The organism is Falsiroseomonas selenitidurans (assembly GCF_012103215.1).
Classification (GTDB): Bacteria; Pseudomonadota; Alphaproteobacteria; order Acetobacterales; family Acetobacteraceae; genus Falsiroseomonas; species Falsiroseomonas selenitidurans.
The window spans coordinates 1-11,012 of the sequence record NZ_JAAVNE010000087.1 but is presented as its reverse complement, the minus strand read 5'-3'; the positions used below and the strand labels follow the sequence as shown (position 1 = coordinate 11,012).

At 73.0% G+C, this 11,012-nt stretch carries 9 protein-coding genes; 3 read left to right on the top strand and 6 right to left on the bottom strand.

Translation table 11 applies throughout. The annotated features are described in order from the left end of the window. From HEQ75_RS26695 to phnA, 6 genes are all read right to left on the bottom strand, one after another. Positions 1-1,588 (bottom strand): dipeptide ABC transporter ATP-binding protein (locus HEQ75_RS26695; RefSeq protein ID WP_168035169.1); only part of this gene is annotated, 1,588 nt, incomplete at its 3' end. After that, a complete protein-coding gene (locus HEQ75_RS26690; protein ID WP_328734983.1) occupies positions 1,585-2,511 on the bottom strand; it encodes an ABC transporter permease in 927 nt (308 codons plus the stop codon). The genes HEQ75_RS26695 and HEQ75_RS26690, both read right to left, overlap by 4 nt. Continuing rightward, positions 2,508-3,353, bottom strand: a complete 846-nt coding sequence (locus tag HEQ75_RS26685) for an ABC transporter permease (protein ID WP_209318800.1) — start codon at positions 3,351-3,353, stop codon at positions 2,508-2,510. Before HEQ75_RS26685 ends, HEQ75_RS26690 begins: the two co-directional genes overlap by 4 nt. A 2-nt stretch (positions 3,354-3,355) precedes the next feature. After that, complete coding sequence (locus tag HEQ75_RS26680; RefSeq protein ID WP_209318799.1) at positions 3,356-4,894, bottom strand: ABC transporter substrate-binding protein; 1,539 nt, start codon at positions 4,892-4,894, stop codon at positions 3,356-3,358. After that, entirely contained in the window at positions 4,887-6,182 is a 1,296-nt protein-coding gene (locus tag HEQ75_RS26675) for an alkaline phosphatase family protein (protein WP_168035167.1), read from the bottom strand. Before HEQ75_RS26675 ends, HEQ75_RS26680 begins: the two co-directional genes overlap by 8 nt. Then, a complete protein-coding gene (phnA, locus tag HEQ75_RS26670) occupies positions 6,179-7,465 on the bottom strand; it encodes a phosphonoacetate hydrolase (protein ID WP_235962151.1) in 1,287 nt (428 codons plus the stop codon). The genes HEQ75_RS26675 and phnA overlap by 4 nt, the downstream gene beginning before the upstream one ends. A 134-nt stretch (positions 7,466-7,599) precedes the next feature. Between phnA and HEQ75_RS26665 the strand changes: the two genes are divergently transcribed. The 3 genes from HEQ75_RS26665 to HEQ75_RS26655 all read left to right on the top strand — a co-directional run bounded on the left by HEQ75_RS26665 (position 7,600) and on the right by HEQ75_RS26655 (position 10,800). Further along, complete coding sequence (locus HEQ75_RS26665; RefSeq protein ID WP_168035166.1) at positions 7,600-8,553, top strand: LysR substrate-binding domain-containing protein; 954 nt, start codon at positions 7,600-7,602, stop codon at positions 8,551-8,553. Between the two features lie 86 nt (positions 8,554-8,639). Further along, positions 8,640-10,358, top strand: a complete 1,719-nt coding sequence (ilvD, locus tag HEQ75_RS26660) for a dihydroxy-acid dehydratase (protein ID WP_168035165.1) — start codon at positions 8,640-8,642, stop codon at positions 10,356-10,358. 151 nt (positions 10,359-10,509) lie between these two features. Further along, complete coding sequence (locus HEQ75_RS26655) at positions 10,510-10,800, top strand: hypothetical protein (RefSeq protein ID WP_168035164.1); 291 nt, start codon at positions 10,510-10,512, stop codon at positions 10,798-10,800. Positions 10,801-11,012 lie beyond the last annotated feature (212 nt).

The window sequence follows — 11,012 nt, the reverse complement described above, 5'->3', positions numbered from 1 at the left end:
GATCCGCAAGATCCGGCAGGCGACGCGGCATGGCAGCAACAAGCGACCGCGCATAGCGCGTCCGCGGGCGCCGCAGCACATCCTCCGCCGCGCCATTCTCAACGATCCGCCCGTCCTTCATCACCGCAATCCGTTCCGACACCGCGCCCACAGCCTCAAGGTCGTGGCCAATGAACAGCAGCGCCAGCCCGCGGTCGCGCCGGACACGCCCCAGCAAGTCCAGCACCTGCGCCTGCACCGTCATGTCCAGCGCCGAGACGGGCTCGTCGCAGACCAGCAGCCGCGGATCGACGGCCAGCGCCCGGGCGATCGCAACCCGCTGACGCTGCCCGCCGGAGAGCTGGTGCGGGAAGCGGTCCAGATGCGCGGCCTCCAGCCCCACCTCCTCCAGCAGAAGCCGGGCGCGGGCGCGGCGTTCCGCCGGCGGGCATAGCCGATGCACCGCCAGGGGCTCGGCCAGGATGCGGGCGATGGTCAGGCGCGGGTTGAGGCTGCCGGCCGCGTCCTGGAACACCATCTGCACGGCACGCGCCATTGCCCGGCGGCCGGCCGCGCGCAGCGGGTCCTGGCCGAACACGCGAACCGTCCCGCCAGAAGGCGCGACCAGCCCGACCACCGCGCGCGCCAGCGTGCTCTTGCCCGAGCCACTCTCCCCCACCAGGCCGAGCGCGGCGCCCGGCGCGATCGACAGCGTCACGCCATCCACCGCCCGCACCCGGGCTCCGCCCAGCCGATGGGGCCGGAAGGCCACCGCCAGGTCCCGGATGTCCAGCGCCGGCTCGGCCGTCGCCGCTGCGGGGGGCGGGCGAAGCGTCGCGCCGGGCCGGCTGGCGAGCAGTGCCGCGGTGTAGGGATGCGTCGGCGCGGCGAAGACCTGCGCCGTCGGCCCGGCTTCCACCACCCGGCCCTGCCGCATCACCGCGACCCGCTGGGCGATGCCCGCCACCACGGCCAGATCGTGCGAAACGAACAGCATGGCCAGCCCGCGCCGCGCCTGCAGCGCCGCCAGCAGGGCCAGGATCTGCGCCTGCACGGTGGTGTCCAGCGCCGTGGTCGGCTCATCGGCGATCAGCAGCGCCGGGTCGGCGGCCAGCGCCATGGCGATCATCACCCGCTGCTGCTGCCCGCCGGACAGCTGGTGCGGAAAGGCGGCGGCCTTGCCCGCCGGGTCCGGCAGACCGACCTCGGCCAGCGCCTCCAGCACCCGGCCGGGGATGGAGCCGCGGGCCAGCGGCCGATGCGCCTGCATCACCTCGGCAATCTGCGCGCCGACGCGCATGGCCGGGTTGAGGCTGCCCATGGCGTCCTGGAACACCATCCCGATCCGCGCCCCGCGCAGCCGGCGCCAGGCCCGTTCCGGCGCGCCCAGCATTTCCTGCCCCGCGATGCGCAGGCTGCCGGACAGCGTCGCCGCCGGCGGCGCCAGCCCGGCGATGCCGAGCGCGGTGAGCGACTTGCCGGACCCGCTTTCGCCCACCAGCGCCAGGGTCTCGCCCGGCTGCAGCGTCAGGGAGATACCGTCCACGGCGACGGTCTCGCCGAAGCACACGCGGAAATCGCACAGCGCAACCAGGGGTGTCCCGCTCATCGTCGCAGCCTCGGGTCCAGGGCGCGCTGCGCCAGGTCGGCCAGCCCGTTCACCACCACCACGCCGGCGGCGAAGACCAGCACCACCGCCTGGATCACGGGGTAGTCGCGGCCGGAAATCGCCTGGAAGGCCAGGGTGCCGAGGCCGGGCAGGCCGAACAGCACCTCCATGGTCAGGGCGCCGCCGATCATGCCAGCCAGGATCATCCCGCCGAGCGCCACCACCGTGGTCAGCGCATTCGGCAGCAGGTGGCGCAGCACGATGCGCGCCGGCGACAGGCCCTTGGCGCGGGCGGTGCGGATATGGCTGGCGGTCGCGGCTTCCTTCAGATCCTCATGCAGCGGCTTCACCACCTGCCCGGCATTGTCGATCGCCAGGATCAGCACCGGCGACAGCCACTGCCCGATCACCGGCAGCCAGCCGAGCCCGACCGAGAACAGCAGGATGGAGGCGAGGCCGACGCAGAAGGTGGGCAATGCGATGGACCAGAGGTTCAGCGCCTCCACCAGCGCCGGCAGCGGGGAGCGTGGCCACAGCACCGCCGCGGTGGCCAGCCCGACGCCCAGCGCCAGCCCGGCCGAAAGCGCCAGGACGGCGAGGATCAGCGTGGTCGGCAATGCCGCCAGGATCAGCTCCGACACCGGCCGGTCGAAGCGCAGCGACATGCCGAAATCGCCGCCCAGCGCACGGCCGGCCCAGATGCGGAACTGCGTCAGCGCGCCGGCATCCAGGCCGAGATCGGCGCGCAGATCCGCGATCGCCTCCTCGTCCAGGCTGCCTTCCAGCGCCATCGCATCCACCACGTCGCCGGGGACGATGCGGATCAGCAGGAAGACGGCGATGGCGATGCCGGCCAGCAGCAGCGCCTGGCGCGCCAGGGCCAGCCCCGCCTGGGTGGCGTTGTGCAGGAAGGCATGGTTCACCGGCCGCGCTCCCGCAGCGGGTCGAGCGCCAGGCGCAGCCGGTCGCCGGCCAGCGCGAAGCCGAGCGTGACAAGGCAGAGCGCCGCCACCGGCGCCAGCACCGCATGCGGGGCGGATTCGGCGAAGCGCGTGGCGCCGGCGATCATGCGGCCCCAGCTCGGCGTTTCCGGCGAAACGCCGAGGCCGAAGAAAGACAGCACGCTTTCCGTGGTGATGGCGCGCGGCATGATGATCGCCGCCTGGGTCACCAGCGCGCCGGCGATGTTGGGCAGCACATGGCGCCAGGTGGTGGCCAGCGGCGCCGCCCCCATCACCCGCGCCGCGGCGACATAGCCGGCGGCATTCTCCCGCCGCCAGGCGGCGCGCGCCACCAGGGCCATGTGCGGCGCGAAGGCGATGCCCAGCGCCAGGATCAGCGGCCAGGTGCCGATGCCCAGCGCCACCATCAGCGTCAGCGCCAGCAGGATGGAGGGCATGGCGCGGACCATGTCGAAGGCGCCGAACACCAGGAAGGAGGGCCCGCGCCCGAGCGCCTCCGCCACCACGCCGAGCCCGGCGCCGAGGCCGACTGCCAGCAGCGTCGCCCCCAGCGCGACGGCCAGTGAGATGCGCGTGCCGGCCGCCAGGCGCGCCAGCACGTCGCGGCCGAGATGGTCGCGGCCCAGCCAGTGCAGCGCATCCGGCGGCGCGTTGCGCGCCGCCAGTTCCTGCACCAGCGGGTCATGCGGCACCAGGCCAGGGCCGAGCAGGGCGACCAGCAGCGCGAGGCCGAGGATCGCCAGGCCCAGGCGCGGGCCGAGCCCGCCAGCGCGGGGCAGGGCCGCCATCGCGCTGGCGGACATGCTCAGCCGCGCGCCGCGAGCGCGCCGAAGGCCAGGCCGCCATCGACGCGGTGCTGGCCCCAGGTGAAGCCGGGGGCATAGCCCGTCACCTCGCGCCGGTTCACGATCGGCTCCGGCGCATGGCCGATGACGACGGTGTAGTAGTTGTCCAGCGCGCGCTGCCAGGCGGCCAGGTACAGGCGGCGGCGCTGATCGAGGTCGACGGAGGCGATGGCGCTGCGCACCAGCCGGTCGAATTCGGCATCGCGCGTGCCGCCCCACAGGCCGACATTCGGGCCATCGGACATCAGCCGCACGAAGCGCAGGAAGATGTCGGCGCGCGGGCCGGAGGCGAAGGGGGCCAGATCCCAGTCATACTGGCCGAGGCGGCGCTGCGCGCCGATATCGTCCAGCGCCAGGTGCTCCACCTGGAAGCCGAGCTTGCGCATCGCCTGCACGGCGATCTCGGCATAGGCGCTCTGCCAGGAGACGATGCGGCAGGGGGTGTTCGCCGGGTTCACGCCGGCCTCGCGCAGCAGGGCGCGGGCGCGGTCCTCGTTCGGCGCGGCATGGGCATCGGCGTCGTGCATCGCCTTGTCCCAGAAGAACTGCCCCGGGGCGGCCATCTGGTTGGTGACGACGCCGGCCTCGCCGGCCACGAAGCGCATGAAGGCGGGCTTGTCGAGCATGAAGCTCACCGCCTGGCGCACGCGCACATCGTTGAAGGGCGGGCGCGGGTTGCGGTTGTTGAAGGACCAGAACCACCAGGTGGTGTCCTTCATGAACTGCACCTCGAGGTTCGGGTCGGCGCGCACGGAGGCCAGCTTGTCGTAGCCGACGCGGGCGATGTGCAGGTCGCCGGCGCGCAGCGCCAGCGACAGGTCGCTGGCGTCGCGCAGCGAGAATTCCACCGCCGCCGCGCGCGGCAGGCCGGGCTGCCAGTACTGTGCAAAGGCCGGGGCGTGGAAGCTGACATTGGGCTGCCAGCGGCCGAAGCGGAACGGGCCGGTGCCGATCGGCTGGCGGATGGTCTGCGCCCAGCCCTCGCTCTCGGGGGCGACGATCCACAGCTCCGACAGCAGGTTGAGCAGCGGGCCGTAGGGTTCCTTCATGGTCATCACGAAGGTCCGCGCATCCGGCGCCTCCAGCGTGTCCACCAGGCGCATCGGCGCGGAGAGCCAGCCGCCGCGCACCTGGTCGCGCACCCGCACCGCATTGGCGCGCACATCCTCGGCGGTCAGCAGCCGGCCATTGTGGAAGCGCACGCCCTCGCGGATGGTGAAGGTATAGCGCTTGCCGTCCGGGCTGATCTCCCACGCCGTGGCGAGGAAGGGCTTGACCGTGCCGTCATCGGCGATCGAGGTCAGCGTCTCGACATAGACCTGCTGCACCGCGATGGAGCCGGTGTGGCGATGGGGGTCCGAGGTATCGAGGCCGAGGAAGGCCACCTTCAGCGTGCCGGCGCGCGGCGCGGCCTGCGCCAGGGCCGAGGCCGGCAGCGCCAGGGCGGCGCCGCCCAGCAGCAGATGACGGCGAAGCAGGTTCAGCGGAACGTCAGTCATCGTCGTTCTCCCTTGAGGGTGTCTGCAGCGCCACGCCGTCGCAGCCATCGGCCGGCAGGCGGAGGTGGCGCAGGAGGGTGGGGGCGAGGTCGATCGGGCTGCTCGGCGCCTGGCGCCGCGCGCCGGGGGCGAAGCCCGCGCCCTCGATCATCAGGAAGGGCATCTGTTCCGCCGCGCCCAGCCCGCCATGCTGGCCGCAGCCCAGACGGTCCGGCTTGGCGCCGGCGGGCCTGGCGGCATAGGCGAGGCCCGGCACGCCGTGTTCGTTCGGCTCCGGCTCGGTCGCCATTGCCACGGCGCAGAGAAGGTGGTCGCGCGGCGCGTGGCCGATCTCGGCCAGCGCCGCGCCGCTGAACACGGCGCCGGCCCAGGGCCGCGTGGCGAGGAAGCGCAGCACCGCCCCGGCCTGCGCGGCGCGATCGGGATGCAGGTAGACCAGCGCCGCCGTGCCATTCGCCACCGACAGCAGGCCGGCATCCGCGGCATCCCGCTTCAGCCCGGCGTCGATCAGCTCCGCCTCGATGTCCACCACCGCCTGCACCGTCTGGTGGCCGTGATCCGAGCAGGCGACCAGCAGGATGTCCTCGCCCGCCGCGCGGCGCGCGCCCACCGCGTCGCGCACCTGCGCGAAGCGGGCATCGGCCGCGGCGATCGCGGCCATCGCCGCCGGCGCGCCCAGTGGCACGGCATGCTGCATGGCGTCCGGCTCGCCCAGCCACAGCACCGCCAGCGCCGCCTCGCGCCCGGCCAGGGCGCGGGCCAGGAAGGCCTCCGTCAGCATCGCGTCGCCGGCGGCATCCAGCGTCACCTCGGCCACCGCCTCGGCGCCCTCCAGCCGCCGCAGCCCGGGGCCATGCGCCCAGGCGCGGTGCAGCACCCAGCCATGGCCGTCCGGGTCATGCGCGCGGGCGGCGCCGGGCGAGACGTTGGAGAAGATCATCGCCTCCCGCCCCGCCCGCGCCAGGCGCTCGGCCAGCGTCGGCACTTCCAGGCTGCGGCCGCGCTGGGCCCGCAGATGGTCCATGAAGCCGGGATGGCCGACATCGTGGCGCACCAGCACGCCATCCTCCATCAGCGCCACGCTGTTGCCGAGCAGCCCGTGGCGGGCCGGCCGGCAGCCTGTCGCGAAACAGGCGGAGACGACGCGCGTGGCGGAGGGAAAGACCGAGCGATGCGCGGCGAAGCTGGTGGCCGCGCCGGCGAAATCCGCCAGCGCCGGCGTTGTCGCCGCCCGCAGCATGTCGCGGCGCAGCCCGTCCAGCACGACGACGACGGCACGTTGCGTCATGGGCTTGGCGTCCCGTTCAAGGCGGCATCGAAGATGTCGTGGTTGTGCAGCGCCGGATGCGCCGCCTGCCAGGCGGGATCGAGCCGGCGGGAGAGCAGGAAGGGCACCGCGCGCTCGAACACCCCGCCATGCGAGCGCAGCCGCGCGCCCGACAACTGGCCGAGGTCATGCTCCGCCGCCCGCGCGCCGAGCGCGACGCCGCGCGCGCCGAGCACGGTGACGTCGCCCTCCATCGCCGGCGCCATCGCGTAGCGGGCGCAGGCCTCGGCGCCGGTCAGCGCCAGATGCACGCCGGGCAGGCCCTGCAGCAGCGCGATCACCTCGGCGGGGGTCGGGCCGCCCGCGGCCAGATGCACGCGCACCAGGCCGCCCAGCGCGCCATGGTGGCGCACGAAGGGGTCGGCGATGGGGCAGATGACGCGGGCGGCGCCGGGGCCGAAGCGGTCATCCAGCACGTCGCCGACAAAGAGGACATTCGCCGTGCCGTCGGGCCGCGCCATGTCCGTCATGCCGTGATCGGCCGTGGCCGCGACCAGCGCGCCCTCTGCCATCAGCGCGCCCAGGCGCTGGTCCACCGCGCGCAGGAAGGCCCGGGCCTCCGGCGCCTCCGGCGCGTGGCGGTGCTGGATGTAGTCCGACAGCGACAGGTACAGCAGCCGCGCCCGCCCGGCGCGCAGCAGCGCGAGCCCCGCATCCAGCACGAACAGCGACAAGGCCGCGCCGTACTGCGCCGGTGCCGGCGAACCCGTCAGGCCCGGCAGATCCTCCACCCCATGCGTCGCGCGCTCTGCCTCCGCGGCGCGTTCGGCGGAGACCGCGATGCCGCAGGGGCCGATCGGGAGACCCTTGGCCAGCGCGCGGCGCAGCTTGTCCTTGGCCGTGACGATGGCGACGGGAATGCCGGCCCCGGCCATGGCGGCCAGGATGGTCGGCGCGCGCAGCTCCGCATCGCCGGTGACCATCACCACCGCGCCGGTCCGGCGGTCGAGGTAGCTGTTGCCGGAGACGCCGTGGAGCGCCGGCGGCGCGCCGGTGACGATGGAGAGGTTGTTCGGGTTGGTGAAGCTCGGCATGGCGGACAGCGCCTCGCCCAGGAATCCTTCCGCGGCGCAGCGCGCGATGGCCGGAAGCTCCCCGGCTGCCAGCGAGACCGCGAGAGAGGCCGGGTCCCAGCCATCCAGGCAGACCACGGCGACGGCACCGGCGGGGCGGCGGTAGCCGCGCCCGTTCACCGTCAGCTCGGGGCCGGGCCGGGTGGCACAGGCTGGCGTCGCGCTGCTCAAGCTTCCGCATCTCCGTTGCCCGGCCCTCTATGTCCCAGTAAGAGGTGCCGGTCGAATGACGAATATTCGTCGAACCCGCGCGTTACTTTCGCCATGACATTCGTTTGTCACGATTACTTCGCGGATCCATCACGATGGCCGACCCACCCCGCGCCCGTCCCTCGCTGCGCATGATCGAGGCGTTCGAGGCGCTGGCACGGCTCGGCTCCCGCAGCGCCGCCTCGGCGGAGCTGAACGTGACGCCGGGTGCCATCAGCAAGCACCTGCGGGCGCTGGAGCGCTGGATCGGCCAGCCGCTCTTCGCCGAGGAGGGCCGCGACATGATCCTCAACCCGGCCGGGCGCGCCCTGGCGCAATCCGTCACCGCCGGGCTGGCGCAGATCGACGATGGGCTGCAGGCGCTGCGCCCGGCCGAGCCGGAGCGCACCCAGCTCAGCGTGCTGGCGCCGGCCAGCTTCGCCATGAAGTGGCTGGTGCCGCGGCTGTACCGGCTGGAACGGGTGGCGCCGCAATTGCAGGTGACGCTGCGCCAGACCAACACCGATGATGACTGGCTGAAGCTGCCGCACCATGTCGCGATCCGGCGCGACGGCTTCGTCCCGGCCGGCTATGAGGCGCAGCCGCTGCTGCGCGAGACCCTGGCCGCCTATGCCGCCCCGGCGCTGGCCCGTGCCGCCACCGTGCCCGAGGCCCTGACCCTGCTGGAAAGCCAGACCCGCTCCGGCGACCTCGACCGCTGGCTGGTCGCCGCCATGGCGGCGCCGCGGGATGGAACGCGCCGCGATCAGCTGCGCCTGGGGCAGCCGCGCCGGCGCTTCGCGCATTTCTACATCGCCTACGAGGCCGCCCTGGCCGGGGAGGGCCTGGTGGTGGCGCCGACGCTGGTGGCCTCGGCGGATGTCGCGGCCGGACGCCTGGCGGTGCTCTGGCCCGAGATCCGGGTGCCGGGCGCCGCCTACAGCGTCGTGCTGCCCAACGCCGCCGCCCTGCGCGGCCGCGCCGCCCCCTTCCTCGGCTGGCTGCAGGCGGAGATCGAGGGCTGTGGCACGGCGCCGGCCCTACCGGGCCCGCCCGCTGGCGCGGGGTAGCGCCGGCTTGGCCGCGCCGGCCCCTTGCCTCGGTCCCGCCGGTGTTCTCAAACGGTCATCGACGCCAATGCCGCAGGGGGAACGCCATGACCGCGTGGGACAAGTCGAAGCTGCCGAGCCGCCACACGACGGTGGGGCCGGAACGCGCGCCGCATCGCAGCTACTACTACGCCATGGGCCTGACGGCCGAGGACATCGCCAAGCCCTTCGTCGGCGTCGCCACCTGCTGGAACGAGGCCGCGCCCTGCAACATCGCGCTGTCCCGCCAGGCGCAGTCGGTGAAGGCCGGGGTGACGGAGGCAGGCGCGACGCCGCGGGAATTCACCACCATCACGGTGACCGACGGCATCGCCATGGGCCACCAATCCATGAAGTCCTCGCTCGCCTCGCGCGAAGTGATCGCCGATTCGATCGAACTGACCATGCGCGGCCATTGCTATGACGGGCTGGTCGGCGTCGCCGGCTGCGACAAGTCGCTGCCCGGCGTGATGATGGCGATGGTCCGGCTGAACGTGCCCTCGGTGTTCATGTATGGCGGCTCCATCCGCCCGGGCCGGTTCCAGGGCCGCGACGTGACGGTGGTGGATGTGTTCGAGGCGGTGGGCCAGCATGCCGCCGGCAACATGTCGGATGCCGACCTGCTGGAGCTGGAACAGCATGCCTGCCCCGGGGCGGGGGCCTGCGGCGGCCAGTTCACCGCCAACACCATGGCCTGCATCAGCGAGGTCATCGGCCTGGCCCTGCCGGGCTCCGCCGGCGCGCCGGCCCCGGACGAGACCCGCGACCATTATGCGGTGCAGTCTGGCCGCGCCGTGGTCGACCTGCTGCGGCGGAATCTGCGGCCGCGCGACATCGTCACGCGGGATGCGCTGTTCAACGCCGCCGCCATCGTCGGCGCCACCGGCGGGTCCACCAATGCCGCGCTGCATCTGCCGGCCATCGCGCATGAATGCGGCATCAGCTTCGACCTGCACGACGTGGCGGAGATCATGCGCGCCACGCCGCATATCGCGGACCTGAAGCCGGGCGGCCGCTTCGTGGCGCAGGACGTGTTCCACATCGGCGGCGTGCCCGTCATCATCAAGGCGCTGCTGGAAGGCGGCTATCTGCGCGGCGACGCCATCACCGTCACCGGCCGCTCGCTGGCCGAGAACCACCGGGAGGTGATCTTCCCGAAGGACCAGGAGGTGGTGCGCCCGACCAGCGACCCGATCAGCCCGATCGGCGGCGTGGTGTCGCTGAAGGGCTCGCTCGCGCCGGAAGGGGCCATCGTGAAGATCGCCGGGATGAAGACCCTGCGCTTCGAGGGCCGGGCGCTGTGCTTCGATTGCGAGGAGGATGCCTTCAAGGCGGTGGACATGCGCGCCTACAAGCCGGGCGACGTCATCATCATCCGCTACGAGGGGCCGAAGGGCGGCCCGGGGATGCGGGAGATGCTGTCCACCACCAGCGCCATTTACGGCCAGGGGATGGGCGACAAGGTGGCGCTGATCACCGATGGCCGGTTCAGCGGCGCGACGCGCGGCTTCTGCATCGGCCATGTCGGGCCGGAAGCCGCCGTGGGCGGGCCGATCGCCCTGCTGCGCAATGGCGACCCCATCGTGATCGATGCGGAGGCGGGCACGATCGACGTGATGCTGCCGGAGGCCGAGATGGCCGCCCGCCGCGCCGCCTGGACGCCACGGGTGACGCAATACACCTCCGGCGCGCTGTGGAAATACGCGCAGACGGTGGGGCCGGCGGTGCAGGGGGCGGTGACGCATCCGGGCGCGGCGGCAGAGTCCCACATCTACGCCGACCAGTAGGCGCCGGGTAACGGATTAAGGCGGCGGCGCCGCAATAAGCCTTGGCGCCGCCCGGATCATGCCCGAACCGGGACATGACGGCGGGGTTAACTCCCTCATGACGCGGCAGGGCCACCGGAAGAAACCGGCCCGCCGCAGGGGAGTCCCCGCCATGCGTCGCCTCCGCGCCCTGATCCTGCTGCTGCCGGTGCTGCTTTTCGCCCCCGGCTGTGTCGTCGCCGATGTCGTGCCCGTCGGTGGCTACGGCTACGGCTACGGCTATGCTAAACCCTATTATGCGCCGCCGCCGCCGCCCCGCTACTACGCGCCGCGCCCGGTCTATCGCCCCTATTACGCGCCGCCGCCGCGCTACTATGCCCCGCCGCGCCACCATGGCGGATGGAACCGTGGCCACCATCACGGCCACGCCCGCGGGCATGATCGCGGCCGCCACTGGCGCTGACCGGCTCTACCGAGATCCCCTGGCGGGAAGCGGCGCCCGCCGAAGGCGGGAGCCGGCGATGGAGGCGGTGATCGGTCACGATCACCTCTTCGCTTGCGGTAAAGCGGCTCCAGCAGCCTGTCGGATTCCCGTGCGGCCTGAAATCGGCGAATCTGCTGGTCATGACGCAGTTCATTCCGTTCAGCCGCGACCAGGCGTTTCTGCTGCCGCCG

Excerpts from the sequence above, each read along its gene's own strand:
- HEQ75_RS26685 (WP_209318800.1), bottom strand. The coding sequence starts at position 3,353 with ATGTCCGCCAGCGCGATGGCGGCCCTGCCCCGCGCTGGCGGGCTCGGC.
- HEQ75_RS26680 (WP_209318799.1), bottom strand. The coding sequence starts at position 4,894 with ATGACTGACGTTCCGCTGAACCTGCTTCGCCGTCATCTGCTGCTGGGC.
- HEQ75_RS26675 (WP_168035167.1), bottom strand. The coding sequence starts at position 6,182 with ATGACGCAACGTGCCGTCGTCGTCGTGCTGGACGGGCTGCGCCGCGAC.
- HEQ75_RS26665 (WP_168035166.1), top strand. The coding sequence starts at position 7,600 with ATGGCCGACCCACCCCGCGCCCGTCCCTCGCTGCGCATGATCGAGGCG.
- ilvD (WP_168035165.1), top strand. The coding sequence starts at position 8,640 with ATGACCGCGTGGGACAAGTCGAAGCTGCCGAGCCGCCACACGACGGTG.
- HEQ75_RS26655 (WP_168035164.1), top strand. The coding sequence starts at position 10,510 with ATGCGTCGCCTCCGCGCCCTGATCCTGCTGCTGCCGGTGCTGCTTTTC.